12 protein-coding genes and 2 pseudogenes are annotated in these 15,151 nt (G+C 60.4%); 3 read left to right on the forward strand and 11 right to left on the reverse strand.

What is annotated here, in order from left to right; translation table 11 throughout:
* Positions 1–57: 57 nt before the first annotated feature.
* The 4 genes and pseudogenes from PseuLF5_RS02710 to PseuLF5_RS28130 form a co-directional block, all read right to left on the reverse strand.
* On the reverse strand, positions 58–492 hold the full coding sequence (locus PseuLF5_RS02710) for a YqaA family protein (RefSeq protein ID WP_340132873.1): 435 nt from the start codon (positions 490–492) through the stop codon (positions 58–60).
* Positions 492–938 carry a DUF411 domain-containing protein gene (locus PseuLF5_RS02715; protein WP_128614491.1) on the reverse strand — a complete coding sequence of 149 codons (447 nt, stop codon included), beginning with the start codon at positions 936–938 and terminating at the stop codon, positions 492–494. The genes PseuLF5_RS02710 and PseuLF5_RS02715 overlap by 1 nt, the downstream gene beginning before the upstream one ends.
* Positions 939–1,247: 309 nt before the next feature.
* A pseudogene (locus PseuLF5_RS28125) lies at positions 1,248–1,775 on the reverse strand (methyl-accepting chemotaxis protein); the annotation flags it as partial.
* Between the two features lie 333 nt (positions 1,776–2,108).
* Positions 2,109–3,239, reverse strand: a pseudogene (locus PseuLF5_RS28130) (HAMP domain-containing protein); the annotation flags it as partial.
* A 381-nt stretch (positions 3,240–3,620) separates the two neighbouring features.
* Here PseuLF5_RS28130 and PseuLF5_RS02725 point away from each other — a divergent pair.
* Positions 3,621–4,154 (forward strand): hypothetical protein, encoded by a 534-nt coding sequence (locus PseuLF5_RS02725; protein ID WP_123469030.1) that lies wholly within the window; start codon positions 3,621–3,623, stop codon positions 4,152–4,154.
* Between the two features lie 47 nt (positions 4,155–4,201).
* Here the strand turns inward: PseuLF5_RS02725 and PseuLF5_RS02730 are convergent, their stop codons facing one another.
* The 6 genes from PseuLF5_RS02730 to PseuLF5_RS02755 all read right to left on the reverse strand — a co-directional run bounded on the left by PseuLF5_RS02730 (position 4,202) and on the right by PseuLF5_RS02755 (position 11,641).
* A complete protein-coding gene (locus PseuLF5_RS02730; protein ID WP_340132875.1) occupies positions 4,202–5,119 on the reverse strand; it encodes a GNAT family N-acetyltransferase in 918 nt (305 codons plus the stop codon).
* Complete coding sequence (locus PseuLF5_RS02735; protein ID WP_340132876.1) at positions 5,119–6,408, reverse strand: phenylacetate--CoA ligase family protein; 1,290 nt, start codon at positions 6,406–6,408, stop codon at positions 5,119–5,121. The genes PseuLF5_RS02730 and PseuLF5_RS02735 overlap by 1 nt, the downstream gene beginning before the upstream one ends.
* A 55-nt stretch (positions 6,409–6,463) precedes the next feature.
* On the reverse strand, positions 6,464–8,860 hold the full coding sequence (locus tag PseuLF5_RS02740; RefSeq protein WP_340132877.1) for an aldehyde dehydrogenase family protein: 2,397 nt from the start codon (positions 8,858–8,860) through the stop codon (positions 6,464–6,466).
* 1 nt (position 8,861) lies between these two features.
* The gene (locus PseuLF5_RS02745; protein WP_340132878.1) at positions 8,862–9,992 is read right to left on the reverse strand and encodes a LuxE/PaaK family acyltransferase; all 1,131 of its coding nucleotides are present in this window, start codon (positions 9,990–9,992) and stop codon (positions 8,862–8,864) included.
* A gap of 9 nt (positions 9,993–10,001) precedes the next feature.
* Positions 10,002–11,249, reverse strand: a complete 1,248-nt coding sequence (locus tag PseuLF5_RS02750) for an MFS transporter (RefSeq protein WP_340132879.1) — start codon at positions 11,247–11,249, stop codon at positions 10,002–10,004.
* Between the two features lie 251 nt (positions 11,250–11,500).
* Entirely contained in the window at positions 11,501–11,641 is a 141-nt protein-coding gene (locus PseuLF5_RS02755; protein WP_007918111.1) for a hypothetical protein, read from the reverse strand.
* A 157-nt stretch (positions 11,642–11,798) separates the two neighbouring features.
* Here PseuLF5_RS02755 and PseuLF5_RS02760 point away from each other — a divergent pair, with 157 nt between their 5' ends.
* Positions 11,799–11,987 (forward strand): hypothetical protein, encoded by a 189-nt coding sequence (locus PseuLF5_RS02760; RefSeq protein ID WP_123469017.1) that lies wholly within the window; start codon positions 11,799–11,801, stop codon positions 11,985–11,987.
* Between the two features lie 18 nt (positions 11,988–12,005).
* Here PseuLF5_RS02760 and PseuLF5_RS02765 read toward each other — a convergent pair whose 3' ends face one another.
* On the reverse strand, positions 12,006–12,383 hold the full coding sequence (locus PseuLF5_RS02765) for a fe2+ zn2+ uptake regulation protein (protein ID WP_128616413.1): 378 nt from the start codon (positions 12,381–12,383) through the stop codon (positions 12,006–12,008).
* A gap of 419 nt (positions 12,384–12,802) precedes the next feature.
* On the opposite strand from PseuLF5_RS02765, the gene pvdQ reads away from it, so the two are divergent.
* On the forward strand, positions 12,803–15,127 hold the full coding sequence (gene pvdQ, locus PseuLF5_RS02770) for a bifunctional acylase PvdQ (RefSeq protein ID WP_445262404.1): 2,325 nt from the start codon (positions 12,803–12,805) through the stop codon (positions 15,125–15,127).
* Positions 15,128–15,151: the final 24 nt, after the last annotated feature.

The raw sequence follows: 15,151 nt of genomic DNA on the forward strand, positions 1-15,151 counted from the left end.
GCTGGAACGGCGGGATTAGGGCGACGTTAAACACAGGCAATGGCCGCGCTCGATGGTTCACCCGAGCCAGCCCAGGGTCAGCAAGGCCAGCACCGCATAACGCGCACCTTTGGCCAGGGTGACAATGAGCAGGAAACGCCCGAGCGGTTCGCGCATCACGCCGGCAATCAGGGTCAGCGGGTCGCCGATGATCGGCAACCAGCTGAGCAGTAACGACCAATGACCGTATCGCTCATAGTGCTTGCGCGCGCTGGCCATGTGCTCGGGGCTGACCGGAAACCAGCGCTGCCCCTGAAATCGTTCGATGCCACGCCCCAGCCACCAGTTCACCAGCGACCCCAGCACATTGCCCAGCGTCGCCACGGCGAGCAAACCCCATAGCCAGTAACGCTCGCTGACAATCAACCCGACCAGCGCCGCCTCGGACTGTAACGGCAGCAACGTCGCCGCGCCGAATGCGGCAAGGAACAGCCCGAAGTACGCAGCGCTCATCAATGGGCCGGGTAGTCCGCCACCACCACGTCAGCGCCGTCCTTCTTCAGACCGATCACTTGGTAGGCATCGCTCATGCCATCCATTTCCATGCCCGGCGAGCCCATCGGCATGCCCGGTGCGGCAACGCCGAGCAGATCATCACGCCGGGTCAGGGCCAGCACTTGCTCGGCCGGCACATGGCCTTCGACGAATTTGCCGTTGATGATTGCGGTGTGGCAGGAGGCCAGACGCGGTGGCACACCATGTTGTTGCTTGAAACTGCTCATGTCCGCTTCGACGTGATCGTCGACTTTGAAGCCATTGGCTTCGAGGTGGCTGATCCACTTCTTGCAGCACCCGCAATTGGCGTCGCGATGGACTTCGATCGGAATCAGGTCGGCGGCTTGCGCCAGGGAGGAGAGGAACAGGGCGCTCAGGGCGAGCAGACGCAGGTGGGTTCGCATGACAGGGCTCTCGCTTCGCGGTGGCAGTCAAAAAGAATGCATTTTGACCGTTTTTTATCGCCTGGCATCAACGCAATGTTTCCAGTTGTTGCGAGGCACACGGGGAGGATGATCGCGGATCACGGCTGACAGGTTGCTGAGCGCGAGATGACAAAGTTGTCAGGTGGCCGGATTCGGAGAGCGTGTGGGCCTGCTCGCAAATGCGCTCGCTCAGACACTGAAACAGCGACTGAGCGATTGCTTTCGCGAGCAAGCCCGATCCCACAGCGGGCATCTGACTGACAGACAACCCGTAAAGGCGTGCAGCGATCAACGGACCTTGAAGCGGCCCATGATGGCGCTGACGCGGCTGTTGGCTTCCAGCAACTGACGGGTGTTGAGTTCGCTGGTGTGGCCGCTCTGTACCAGCTCTTCGACCATGTGGCGGATCTGCACCATGCTGCGGTTGATCTCTTCGGTGACCGCACTTTGCTGTTCGGCGGCCGTGGCGATCTGGGTGCTGAGGCTGTTGATATGGCTGACCGAGCCGGCCATTTCGTCCAGACCGGAGTTGACCCGAGCGGTGGCATCTGCCGCCGACTGACAACTGGCCTGGGTGTTTTCCATGGCGCTGACCGACGAACTCACCCCTTGGGTCAGGCGGGTCAACATCTCGTTGATTTCCGAGGTGCTGGCCTGGGTACGAGCGGCGAGGGCGCGGACTTCGTCAGCCACCACCGCAAAACCACGACCCTGTTCACCGGCGCGGGCCGCTTCGATGGCAGCGTTGAGGGCCAGCAGATTGGTCTGCCCGGCAATCGCACCGATCACCCCGAGAATCTCGGTGATGCGCTGGGCGTCCTGCTGCATGTTCTCGACTTTGTGAGTGGCACTGGCCACTTCGTCGATCAACGCCACCACACTGTTGGTCGCTTCACCCACGACAACGCGTGAACGGTCGGCGTTTTCGTTGGCGCGCTGGGTGAACGCCGCCGTTTCAGCGGCATTCTGCGCGACGCTTTCGGCGGTCGAGCTCATTTCGGTGATGGCGGTAACGGTCTGGTCGGTTTCCGAAGCGTGACGCAACAGGATCTGGCTGGTATGCGCCGAGGTCCGTTGCAGGTCGTCGAGGCTCGAAGCCATTGCACCGGTGGCCTGCGTCACTTCGCCGATCATGTTTTGCAGGTAGGCGATAAAGGTGTTCACCGAATGGCCAATGGCGCCGAGTTCGTCTTCGGCGCGAATGGTGATGCGGCGGGTCAGGTCGGCGTCACCGCTGGACAGCAAGTCGATGTTGGCTTTCAGCGCTTTCATGCGCTGGACCAACTGACGGATTGCATAAACCTGCAACAGCACCAACAGGATCACCAGCGGAATCTGCAACAGGCTCAGGCTGCTGAGGACATCGTCGCGTTGCGCGGTGAGCAGTTTGGTCGGCAGGGCGGTGGCCAGGAACCATGGTGTGCCTTCGATGGGGCGCATGAAGAAGGTGCTGGCTTCACCGTTGTTGTCGAACTCCACGCGTTGCGCCTGATCACGGTTTTGCAGGCCGGCCTTGACTTGGCTGGCGAAGGTCGAGCTGCCGGCCAGTTCGCTGATGTTTTTCAGCACGATTGGGCCACTGAGGCGCGAACTGTTGCTGATGATTTTGCCGTCAGCTTCGACGATCAGCATTTCGGCGTTGAGGTCCTTTTCCTTGCGGGCCACCAGATCATTAAAGAAGCCGAGGGTCACGTCGATGGTCGACACCCCCCAGGCGGCGCCGTTTTTCTGGATCGCCATGGCGCAGTTGGTGCGCGGTTCGGCGCTGGCGTCGTCCTTGTAGGCCGCTGCCCAGGCGCACTGACCGCGCGCAGTGGCCATGCCGCCCTTGTACCAGCTCTGGTCGTAATAGTTGGGGGCCGCATCGCTGTTCCAGAACGTGTTCACCGCCAGTTTGCCCGAGGCGTCACGGTGCCAGAAGGTGCTGAACTTGTTGCGCCCGGCTTCACGCTGGCCCGGCAGCGGCCAGATCCCGCCACCGAAGACCTTAAGCTCGCCGTACTGATCCACCAGGCCCGGCAACACCGTGTCGATGGCCGCGCTGTCGAGCAGCGGAATGGTCTGGGTGATGCTGCGCTGTTGCGCCTGCACTTTGTTCAGCTCGCCCTGAATCTGCTCGGCGACTTCGGCGATACGGTTGAGCACCACCTGTTCTTCGGTCTGCCGCAGCTTGGGCGCGACCAGTTGGCTGATACCGACCACGGTCAGCACCGACAACAGCAGGATGAACAGAACCAGCAACAGCGTGTAGCGAGCCTGAATAGTACGAAGTGCGGGCATGGAAACCGGTCCTTGAGCTGCGATTCTTATTGTGGGTTCGGGAAAAAAAACGGCGGGCTTTCTTACGTATCGTCGTGTCCGCTCGAAGCTTTAGGTACTTTCGTACAAGAACCTGCATGGCCGACCGGTGGTGCGTATCGAAACGGATACAAGAAAACCGGCCAGCGCGTTTGTCAGAGCAAAAAGCCTGGTGAAAATTATTCGGTTGAAGCCTCAAGGCCATGGATTTTCGGCGTGACGCCGGTTTGTATCGAGTTTGTACGAGAATTGTAAAAACCTGATAAAAAAGGTTGGTGCCATTACTTTGCCCGCCGATACTTCCACGCACTAAAACAGGTCATCAGGGACATTCTTCATGCGCGACATTCAAGGAGCACAGTCATGACTATTGGCTACACGGGCGCCTGGCAAAGCAAGGCGGGCCTGTTGGTTCAGGACACCGGTGTGCGCGGCAAACCGGTTTCGCAAAACGCCAGGGTCAAGCAGATGCTCGCGCTGGTCGGCAACGATCCGAACGCACTGAACATCGCCGAAATGGATCGGCAAAAGCTGCACAAGAACGTCAAGGGCTTCGACCCGGAAAACGTCTCGGCGAAACAATTGGGCAACCTCAGCGCATTCCTGCGCGGCAAAGGTCTGATTACCGATCTCACCGCCATGACTCTGCTCAACGCGGGCGACAAGTTCGACCGCTTCGGTGTGCAGAAAGACCCGGACGCCAAGTTCAATGCCCTGGAGTACTTCGCGACTCAGCTGGACACCATCCAGAGCAACAGCATCAAGGGCGATAAATACGCCGCAGGCTTGATCCCCGAATACAAGAAAGCCATTTACGTGCTGCAGAACCTCAAGACCTATGGCATGGGCAACGGGCGAACGGCACCGACGGACAAAGGCGTCAGCGCCAAGGCGTGATCCTCGACAGTGGCCCGTTCCTGTCACGAACGGGCCAGGTCTTGCCGTCAGACGTCGTCGGGTTTTTGCTGAAGCCGATCCTGCAGGCGTTGCATCAGTGGGCAATGCAACTGCAGCGCACGGTCGCTATGCCCGCGGTGGAATAACGCCAGCCACCCGTCGCAGTGGCCATCGCCGGGCGCCAGCCCAGTGAAGACAAAGCCGATACTCGCCAGTCTGTCGACATCCAGCGCAAAGTGCCGAGACAATCCAAGCCTGAGCGAAACCAGCCAGTGCGCCGGCAACTCGCGCAATTGTTTGAGCAATCCCGGTTTGAGCTTTTCCAGCACCAGGTCATGCCGACTGGCGCCATGACCGACATGAATCGGTGCGCCGCGCCAATGTGGCAATGGCTCTTCGACCCCTAGCTCATTGCTCAGGTGCAGCATGAACGCCTCGTGTTGCATCGGCCACCTCAGGTCGGGCAGCGGACGTTGATAGCCGGGAATGTTCTGGAAACCGACAACGATGGATTCCCGTGTCGGGGGGGCGAGCGGTGACGGCACATAGTCGGGCAGCAATCCGGTGTTATGAAACCCCAGGCTGTGTGCCATGCGCTGTGTGTAGGGGTGACAAGTGACCTGCTTGATGGACAGATAGCGACAACCCAGGGCTTGCGCGTGCACCCGCAACTGCTCGCCCAGACGAGTGGCGATATTCTGGCCGCGAAAGTCAGGGTGGACGACGCTGACCGCCAGTTCTGCACCCTGACCAACGTTTTCGCGCAACAAGGTGGCATGCCCGAGGATCTGCCCGTCGACTTCTGCAACCAGCGAGTGCCAGCGCTGATGGCTGTGGTGCTGGCTGATCATGTGCGGCAGGTAGACATCGGGTTGCGCGTATTGGTCGCCATACACTTGCCGGATCAGGCCGCTGACCGCCGTCGCATCGGCGTCACGATAGTTACGGAGAATTAGCGGCTCCATCAGGCAGACTCCGCTGCATCATGTTGATAGTCACGCAGGTCCAGCACGCGCAGGCATTTGCCCGAACGGGGGTGGCGCGGCAGGTCCTCGAAGGTGCAGTGCAGAATCCGCAGTTCCAGCAACTGATCCTTGCGCAATTGTTCGATCAACGGATACAGCTCGATGAGTCCGGCTTCCAGCGTCCGGTTAGCCTCGGCCACCGCCGGCGACGGGTGATTCGCCACCCATTTCAAGGTGAGCACGTCCTTGTGCATCGCCTGCTCAATGACCAGTTGCCAGGTGTCACTGTCCACATCGCGCCGGACACGCTCGCCGATTTCCCCCGGCATCAGCGACAAAATCCCGACCCGCACCCGTTCACTGCTTGCGCTGCGGCCCTTGAGGGCGAACTTGCGCATGGCCGTGCCTGCCGGTTCGCGCCAGCAGGCGCGGTCGCCCACCGGATAACGAATCACCGGCATCAAGCGGCGGGTGAGGTTGGTCAGCACCAACAGGCCGATGCGCTCGCAAGTGTCGATGACCTCACCGGTCTGCTCGTCGATGATCTCGACGATGCTGTGGCCGTCGCACATCCGATGCTCGCCCTCGCTGCAGTCACGGTGGCTGACGCCGATCAATCCGGCGTCGACACTGGCGTAGCCAATGGAGGCGATGCGTGCGGCGGGAAACGCTTGCCGGAGAATTGTTCGCTGCGCGGCAAACAGGCTTTCACCTCCGTAGAGAATGGTCTCGACCTCGGGTAGCGTTTGCCCGCGCCCGCTCAGCCAACTGGCGAACGTGAGCAACTGCGCGGGCACACCGGCCAGCACATTGATCCGTTGTCGGGGTATGGTTTCGGCCAATGCCGCCAGATCGACGCTGCCGGTGAACGGAAATTCGGTGATGTCGGTATCGACATGCCGCAACGCATCGTGAGTGAACAGGAAACTGGCGTACAGGTCACCGCAGAAAAACAGATTGGCAACGCGGTCACCCGGATTGAATTGCGCGGTCAGGCTTTGACCGAAGTCGGTCACGAACGCGCGCCATTCTTCGCGCTCGTAAATCGACAGTTTGCCGGCACTGGTCGAACCTCCGGTCTTGAACACCAGCGCGGATGCCATGGGGCCGGTCAGGACGGGCCAATGGTCGAGCCTCTGGCTTTCGCGCCAGTATTGCAGTGGATCCACCACGGGCACGTTATCCAGCGAGTCATCGGATGCGCTGATAGCCGCCAGATGTTTGCGGTAAAACGGCGAACACTGGCGCGCGAACTTGATCAGTTCGCGTAGTTGGTCAGTAGTTTTCACGGTTATTGCTCTGAATGTTGTCTGGTTTTAGTTCAGGTGTACGGGCGAATAAGAACTAACGGCGCGCATCAATCACCGCGGCGGTTTTGCCACTGTGGGCGTTACGGGTGAACTTTCCGGGTACACAGATTTCAACTTCCATCACTAACAAACCGCTCTCGATAAGGGTCGTTAAAGTTGAATAGTCCGCGAGCCGCGCAAGTACTTCCGACGACGTCAGTTCGCTGCGCAACTGCAGGCGATCCCTGCCGTCGGGGGCGTGGTCGAGGACTAATTGAAACGGCACCTGCAGACGCTGCGTCAATTCGCTCAGGGAAATGAAATCGCTGCCAATGCGTATCAGCTTGCCGTGACGTTGCAACAATTCGAAGCGTGGCGACCTCAGGCCGCACGCGCACGCCCCGTCGACCCAGCGTCCGCTGTCACCGATGTCATAGCGCGTGATGGAATGACCTTCGCGGCCGTGCGAGGTGAACACCAATCGGCCGGTCTCGTTGCCCTTCACCGGAACGTCTTGCGCAAACTCAACGATTTCCAGTTGCTGGATATCGCTCATCAAATGAAACACGCCGTCGGCGCTGGCCGCGCAGGCGTGGCCGAGTGGCCCGGCATCCACGCTGCCGTACACCGCCGAGCGCACACTCGAAACGCCGCAGTCTTGTAGCAGTTCACGGGTTTGCCCGCTCAGGTGCTCACCACCGAGAAACACTTTGGCGACCCCGCCGTAGGCCCGCAGATGCTGGCCTTCATTGAGGAACAGCCGGTGTACCGTGCTCGGCATGCCGATCAACACCGTCACCCGCTGCGCGATGATCAGTTGCGCAATGTCCCGGTAATCATCATCGCCGGGCGCACCCATCGGCAGGTGCGTGACCTGCAACAGTTCGAGGACTTTGGCAAAGCTGAAGAAGCCGCCGTACATTGCGCCACTGAAAAACAGGTTCATCACCCGGTCGTGCACCGGATCAAGACCGGCGGCGAACAGGCCGTCAGCGGTCGCGCGCATTTGTCGTTGAAAATCGCGATAGCTGAAACCCGCCAGCGCCGGGGTGCCGCTGGTGCCGCCCGAGCGGAACAACAGCTGCGCCTTCGGGTTGATCGGTTGGGCGGCAAACGCCTCTTTATTCATGATGGGCTGCGCGCCTTGCAGCGCCGGCGCGGGCTGGCAATCAAGGCTGGCCTGCGCGGACAGCGCAGTCTGCGACAGGCTGACCGACACGCGACGGCTCAGGCGCTGCAACGCGTAGACACCATCGTGGGGCTCGCCGGCATAACCGTCGTGAATCGCCGCGACCGGGGCAATGCGGGTCACGCCGGCGCTGATCAATGTCTGCGCCAGTTCGGCGATCTCGGCGTCCTCACAGACCACTGCACAGCTTTGCAAGACGTTGCGCCAGGTCAGCAGGGTCGTGCCGAGCAGCGAGCGCGGCACGGGCTTGAGCAGCACACTGCGAAACAACGGGGACGGGCCGAGTTGACGATCATGGCTCCAGATCACCCGCCAGCCTGGGCCGCTCCAGATCTGCCCGGTCTTGCCGGCAAAGCTTTGCCCCAGCCGCTCCATCTGTACGTGCGTGGTGATTTGCGCCGCTTCCTGCACGGTCGGCACCAGCGCTGGCCAGTGTTCGGCGCGGCGTGTGAAGGCCTGGGCGAGGCGGGCACCGATGTCACGCAGGACTGCCGGATCGTCGCTGTCGACCAACAGCCATTGCGGACTGGAACAGGCTTGCTGATCGAGTCGGCAGACTTCGTCGGCCACGGCGTCCAGTGCCTGCGCGGAAGCGGCGCTGGCGGTCAGGTAGACAAAGCTGATGCGGTGGCCCCAATCGATCCAGCGACAACCGAGCGGGAGCTGCTGTCGTATGGCTTGCAACGCCGATTCGCCGCCCCAGGCCGCGACGCCATTGGCGTGTCGGCACAGTGCGCCGATTTGCGCGGTGGTCACCGGCAGCACGGCCACGTAACCGGCGAGCTGCCCGCTCGGATCGCATTGCAGCAAGGCATGGAGCAGGCGTGCGGTCAGCCCTTGATCGCTGCTGCTCGGGCGCAGCCAGTTGACGTTCCCCGCGAGCAGGCCTTCGATCACTGCGCAAAATGCCAGCAACGGCGCATTGCCCGGGGTGATGTGCACCACCAGGCCCAAGGGGCTCCAGCGTTCGAAACGCGGTAGCCGGTAGTCGAAGCGGTGCAGCGAGTGCGGCTGCATACCGAGTTCGCGCTCGAGTTTGCCGCACAGCGCTTCAGCCTGGCAGAACTCGATCAATCCCTGGCGTTGCTCGGCATCGAGCGGCAGATCGGTGTCGCGCAGTTGTTCGGCAAACCGTTGCGCCGCGTCGATGATCGTGGCACTTGCCAGGGGGGCACTCAGTTGTCGCGGCAGGTTTTCAAACAGTGACGCCAGCGCCTGATCGAGGCTGTCGGGTGTGCACAGGTGTCCGTCAAGTAAATACATTTCAATGACTCCCTAACAATTCGGCCGCCGCCATGGCACAGCTTCTGCTGGCCGTGGTGCCGGCGCGGCCATGTAATTCAAACCAGTCGGTGGAAAGCCCGCAGCCACAGCTGGAGCCCGGATGCAGAGTGGCGAGATCGCTCATCACCACGGCGTGGGCGGGGCTGGAGGAGATGTAGGGCGAAACGAAGCCCAGCAGTCCACGTTCGCCGTAGGGCAAGACGCAAAAATCTGCGGGATTGCGCACGTAGACCCGCGAATAGACCGGCACATGGAAACGGTGGTGGGCGCATTCGATATAGGGCACGGCATGCTCGACTGCGCCGTAGCCGTCGCGACAGTTCGCCAGGTCGATCCCCAGTTGTCGGTGAATCTGCGCATACAACTGCGCCCGTGGAATTTCCTGTGCCGCCCGGGTTTTCCAGCCACCGCCGAAAAACGCCAGCGAGCGGGCCGGCAGGCGCAGGTCGGCGACACCGGTGGCCTGCATCTGTTGCAGGGTCTGCCAGAGGAACGCCGGGAAGCCGAAAATCCTTACCGGCAAGCCTTCTTCGGCAAAGGCTTGCAGGGCAGCGATGACGCCGAACAGATCGAATTGATGTCCGTTGCCGGTGCGTCGCAGGGCGTAACACACGCGATTGACCGGGGCGAAACTGCACAGGAACTGGTCGGTGTAAGAGGTGCCGAGGGCGATGCGCTCTTCCGGTTCGTAACCCAGGATCAGGTAATTGCATGGCGTGTCGGGCGTGTGCCAGTGGTAATGATGAAAAATGCGCGCAACCATGAACTGGGCAGCGGTAAGGCTGCGCTCGTCGTAACGCATGCGGCTTTTTTCGCCGCTGGTGCCGGAGGAGGTGAGTTCCAGGGCCGTTTCGCCGGTGGAGCTGAGCAGCAATTGCCGTTTGAAAAAACTGGCGAAGATTGGTGGCAGGCGCGACCAGTCCTCAAGGTTTTCCAGGTCGTTGATCTGCAGTCCGTTAGCGTTCAGCCAGCGCGTGTAACCGGGGGTCTGCTCGCTGTGAAACCGGCTGATTTCGGCCATGGCGTGTTCGAAGAGACCCGATGGCACGGAATTCGGGCAATAGGGCGCCGCTGACGCGCAAAGCGCATCGCTGAGAGGTAAACCGGTCATGTTCGAGCCTTATGGAGTTGATGCGGAGTGGGACGTGTTGTTGGAGAGGAAGCCCAGCAGCAAGGGCAGGGCCAGCAGGCCGCCGCCGGCCGCCCAAAGGGCAAACAGCGACAGGCTGTTACCCCCGCCAGACGCGGCAATCAGCGCGCCGCCGGCGCCCATCACGGTAATGGAAAGCATGCCGATCAGCGCCGAGACCAAGCCTTTGCTGTCCTCGCTGCAGAACAGGGCCAGCCGATACAGCGCCGCATTGCTCATGCCCAGGCCCACCGCATACAGCGCGAGACTGGCGACGACGGCGTGCAACCCGGCACCGAGCTGGCTGCATACGATCAGCGCGCCCAGACCGAGACAAAAAGGCCACAGCGCCAGGCTGACCAGACGCGGCAGCGGGTGGGTGAGCAACAGCCGGTCAAGCAACAGATTGCCGACGATGACCGCCGCGAAAACCGGGATTTGCCATAGCCCGTACGCCAGGGGCGTCAGGCCTTGCTGCTGCATCAACAACACCGGTGCGAGGCCGATCCAGGCAATCAGTGGCAGGCTCATCAGGCCCAGGGCGAGGCTGGCGGCGAGAAAGCGGTGGTTGCCCAGCAATGCCTGATAACGCTGCCGGGTATGGCGCCAGGAGAAAGGAATGCTTGCCAGGCGTTTACCGTCACGGCGCAGCGCCCCCACGGTTTCCGGCATGAAGGCATACAACCCGAGCCAGGCCAGCGCGGCGACCAGGCCAAGCATCAGAAACAGTTCGCGCCAGTCGAGCCATTCCAATAGCAGGGTGCCAACCAGCGGGCCGAGCAACGGAGACAGCAACGCGACGTTGCCGAGCAAGGCCATCAGGCGTACGGCGTCGGCCTCGCAGAAGACTTCCTGAAGGGCGGGGTAACTGACGGCGACGACAAAACCCAGGCTCATGCCTTGCACCAGCCGCAGCAGGTTGAACGCTTCTATGCTGCCGGCAGCGAACGCCGCCGCGCAGGCCGCGCTGAACAGCGCACAACCGGCCAGTAACATGCGCCGCCGCCCCAGTTGATCGGACAAGGGGCCAATCAGCCCTTGCAGGCAGACACCGCCGAGCAAATACAGATTGAACGCATAGGGAACATGACGGCTATCGGCATTAAACGTATGGATGACCTTCAACATGGCCGGCATGATCATGTCACTGGCCATGTAAGTGGTCAGTTCAAACAAGGTCAGTGCCAGACAGAATCCGAGCGCTCGTGTGGGAGGGATGTTTATCAAAATTCTCTGCATATGCTTTCTGGTTCATCAAGTTAAACAGCAAGAGTGCAGAGAGTAAGGGGCGGCTATGTGGGTTTATATGGATTTGGTGTGACGGTATATATCTATAGTTTGCGTATTTTTACTTTGGGAGGAGGTATTACAGTTGATGACGAATCGTCCTACTGGTTTTGCAGATACTTTACGCAAAATGCGCCTACATTGCGTAAGCGCATTGAATGGCGGGAAATAATTGGACTCGGGTTATATCAGAAGTTCGTCACTTAACGATGTTGATAATAGCCAGGGCCGCCCTGGTAATAACGGTGATGGTCATCGTGCCAGCCGCCGTGGGGGAAGATGATGCAGCCACTCAGGGTCAGCAGGGCAAGAACGGGAATCAGCCAGGTGATTCGACGCAGCATTTCAAAAATCCTCATGGTTACGCCGTCATGAAGCCAAAACTCTTCATCGGCTGTAACATGAGACCCCGAATGTCGCGGCGCATCCCCGTAAAATGGTAAGCGCATGGCATGCAAACGGATACAAACCGGATACATTCCAAAGGTTCAGGAAACCGCAATGACCCAGAAGCAACGCTTGATATATTCGATTCTGATCGCCGTGTCTGTGCTGGTGATCATGCTTGGCCTGTCCTGGCTGCAGAACGCCGGGAAGATCGACGAGAAGACATTCCAGTACATCGCCATTGGCGTGGCAGTGGTTGTGGTGGTGATCAATGGTGTGATGCGCCGCAAGGTCAAGCCTTGACGGCGATCGCCGCGCCTTTCAATCGTTGTTGAGGACGGCTGCAGCCTGTGGATGCAGGCTGTAACTCTTGTCGGCGTTGAAGGTAATCACGCCTTCAGCGCACAGGCGCTTGAGGACTTCGCGCACACTGAGGAAGGACAGCGGAATATCCAGATCCAGCAATTGGGTATGGACACCGCGCACGCCCAGACGACGATCGGTCTGCGCGGCGACCAGCAGGGCGTCGAGGACTTTGAGGCGAATCAGACTGGTGCGCAGCCCGAAACTTTTCAGCAGCAGGCGGATTCGCTCGTTACCGTGACGGTCGACACGTGGCCCGAAATCGCTCGCGTGGGGGCTCATGGAAGCTCCTTGTTGCGCCTGGCTACCGTCCGTTGGTAGTTGCGAGTTGTACATGCGATGGCTCCTTTCAGAATCTGATCGGGAGGGTTATTGGGGCGTTCTCTAAACAAGACGTATCAGCACGACAAATCATGAAAGAAAAAATGTGGAAAATTTGTCGGAAATTCGTTCTTTCCTTGTAATCACGGCTTGTATCCGCTGTCACGCGGGCTAAATTTTTTTCTCCGGCTTCGTTTCTTGCTCAGGCTCATTGCGCGTGGACGCGTGGGTGTTTTCAGAGCGGAGCGTAGCCTGTGTCGTTTCCCACGGTTGGCGTGATCCGCTCTTCGGCATTTCGATCAGGAGCGAGCGTGATTATTTCCAGGCAGTTAACCGGACGGAAGCAGCTGCAAGCTTCGAGCTGCAAGCGGCAAGTTGGACATTCGGAATCACGGGACGGGTTGTGCTTTGACTCCAAGCTTGTTGCCAGAAGCTTGCAACTCACCGTTGCCGGTATGTTTCTCGGGCTGAGTGTGTCGGCCCATGCGTTCAGCCCGGCCACTGCGGCCAGTGCCGATATTCGGCGCACCGGATTTGGCGTGCCGCACATCCGCGCCGAAAACGAACGCGGCCTCGGTTTCGGCATTGGTTATGCCTACGCGCAAGACAACCTGTGCCTGCTGGCCAACGAAATCGTCACGGTCAACGGTGAGCGTTCGCGCTATTTCGGCCCTGAGCAGTTGACCGTCGAACAGCGCGAGAACCGTGTCAGCGATATGTTCTTTACCTGGCTCAATACGCCGGAGGCGGTGCAGGCTTTCTGGCAGGCTCAGCCGACCCCGGTGCGTGACCTGGTCGAAGGCTACGCCGCCGGTTACAACCGCTATCTGGCCGAACGCCGGCAGCAGGGCCTGCCGCAGCAATGTCAGGGTGAATGGGTACGTGACATCGCTGCGCAGGATGTGGTCAGGCTCACTCGTCGTCTGCTGGTCGAAGGTGGTGTCGGTCAGTTTGCCGAGGCATTGGCTGGCGCCACTCCGCCGCAAGCGACTGCCGCCATCAACCACGACTCACGGGCTTATCAACTGGCCGATGCCCGCCAGCAGCGTTTTGCCCTGGATCGCGGCAGTAACGCCGTGGCGGTGGGCAGCGAGCGCTCGTTCAATGGCCGCGGAATGCTGCTGGCCAATCCGCATTTCCCTTGGGTCGGCGGCATGCGCTTCTATCAGATGCACCTGACCATTCCCGGCAAGCTCGACGTGATGGGCGCCGCGTTGCCGGGGCTGCCGATGATCAACATCGGTTTCAACCAGCACCTTGCCTGGACCCATACCGTCGACTCGTCGAAGCACTTCACCCTGTATCGCCTGCAACTCGACCCGAAAGATCCGACGCGCTACCTGCTCGATGGCCAATCGCTGCCGATGAGCAAGCAAACCGTGACTGTTCAGGTCAAACAGGCCGACGGCCAGGTTACCGCTGTGACACGTGACCTCTACAGTTCGCAGTTTGGACCGATTGTGCAATGGCCGGGCAAGCTCGACTGGGACCATCAGTACGCCTACAGCCTGCGCGATGCCAACCTCGAAAACGATCGCGTGCTGAATCAGTGGTACACGATGAATCAGGCGACCAGTCTTGAGCAACTGCAAGCGTCGGTGCACAAGATTCAGGGCATTCCCTGGGTCAATACGCTGGCCGTGGATGACAAGGGGCAGACGCTGTACATGAACCTGTCGGTGGTGCCGAACGTCAACGCCGAGAAACTGGCCAGATGCAGCGATCCGCGCATGGGTACGCAAATGATCGTGCTCGATGGCAGCCACAGCGCGTGTGCCTGGGACATTGATCCGAACGCAGCGCAGAAGGGTATTTATGCCGCCAGCCAACTGCCACAACTGTTGCGCAAGGATTTTGTGCAGCACTCCAACGACTCCGCCTGGCTGGCCAACCCGGCGCAACCGCTGACGGGGTTCTCGCCACTGATCAGCCAGGAAGGGCAACCGCTGGGCTGGCGTTCACGCTATGCCCTGGCGCGCCTGGGCAATCCGGGTCAACAAGGGCCGTTGGGGGTGAAGGATTTGCAGCACATGGTGATGGATGATCAGGTGTATCTGGCGACCCAGGTGCTGCCGGATTTGCTGAGGTTCTGTGCCGGCGACCTCGGTGCCGATGCGCAAGCGTTGCAACCGCTGTGCGTCAGCCTCAAGGCCTGGGACGGGCGAGCCAATCTGGATTCGCGCCTGGGCCTGGTGCACTTTCAGAACATTATGCAAACGCTGCAGAAATCCTCCGATATCTGGCGCGTGGCGTTTGATCCGAAGGATGCCCGCCACACGCCGCGCGGATTGGCTGTCGAGCAGCCAGCGGTGGCCAAGGCGCTGCGTGAAGCGATGCTGGCATCGTTGGTGATGACCAACAAAATGGGCCTCAAACCGGATACGCGCTGGGGGGATATCCAGGTGGTCAGCAGTGGCGGGCAGCAGACGCCGATCCATGGCGGGCCGGGAACCCTGGGCATCTACAACGCGATCCAGAGCGTGCCCCGGGAAGACGGCAAGCTGGAAGTGGTCAGCGGCACCAGCTATCTGCAAGTGGTGACGTTCGACGAGAAGGGCCCGCACGCCCAGGGATTGTTGGCGTTCTCGCTGTCCAGCGACCCGGTGTCGAAGTATTCCCGTGATCAGACCGAAGCGTTCTCGAAGAAGCAATGGAGCGTGCTGCCGTTTACCGAACAGCAGATCAAGGCTGATCCGCAGTATCAGGTGCAGAACGTCAGTGAGTCGGCAGACAACGGCGGGAAGGTGGCAGCCCGGTAACGGCTGTCGTTGTTGAGTCAGACT

It is taken from the genome of Pseudomonas sp. LF-5, assembly GCF_037626295.1.
GTDB classification, from domain to species: domain Bacteria; phylum Pseudomonadota; class Gammaproteobacteria; order Pseudomonadales; family Pseudomonadaceae; genus Aquipseudomonas; species Aquipseudomonas monsensis.

What these genes read in the sequence shown, in the direction of transcription:
- PseuLF5_RS02725 (WP_123469030.1), top strand. Translation starts at nt 3,621, where the DNA reads ATGACTATTGGCTACACGGGCGCCTGGCAAAGCAAGGCGGGCCTGTTG.
- PseuLF5_RS02730 (WP_340132875.1), bottom strand. Translation starts at nt 5,119, where the DNA reads ATGGAGCCGCTAATTCTCCGTAACTATCGTGACGCCGATGCGACGGCG.
- PseuLF5_RS02765 (WP_128616413.1), bottom strand. Translation starts at nt 12,383, where the DNA reads ATGTACAACTCGCAACTACCAACGGACGGTAGCCAGGCGCAACAAGGA.
- PseuLF5_RS02750 (WP_340132879.1), bottom strand. Translation starts at nt 11,249, where the DNA reads ATGCAGAGAATTTTGATAAACATCCCTCCCACACGAGCGCTCGGATTC.
- PseuLF5_RS02710 (WP_340132873.1), bottom strand. Translation starts at nt 492, where the DNA reads ATGAGCGCTGCGTACTTCGGGCTGTTCCTTGCCGCATTCGGCGCGGCG.
- PseuLF5_RS02755 (WP_007918111.1), bottom strand. Translation starts at nt 11,641, where the DNA reads ATGCTGCGTCGAATCACCTGGCTGATTCCCGTTCTTGCCCTGCTGACC.
- PseuLF5_RS02760 (WP_123469017.1), top strand. Translation starts at nt 11,799, where the DNA reads ATGACCCAGAAGCAACGCTTGATATATTCGATTCTGATCGCCGTGTCT.
- PseuLF5_RS02745 (WP_340132878.1), bottom strand. Translation starts at nt 9,992, where the DNA reads ATGACCGGTTTACCTCTCAGCGATGCGCTTTGCGCGTCAGCGGCGCCC.
- PseuLF5_RS02715 (WP_128614491.1), bottom strand. Translation starts at nt 938, where the DNA reads ATGCGAACCCACCTGCGTCTGCTCGCCCTGAGCGCCCTGTTCCTCTCC.
- PseuLF5_RS02740 (WP_340132877.1), bottom strand. Translation starts at nt 8,860, where the DNA reads ATGTATTTACTTGACGGACACCTGTGCACACCCGACAGCCTCGATCAG.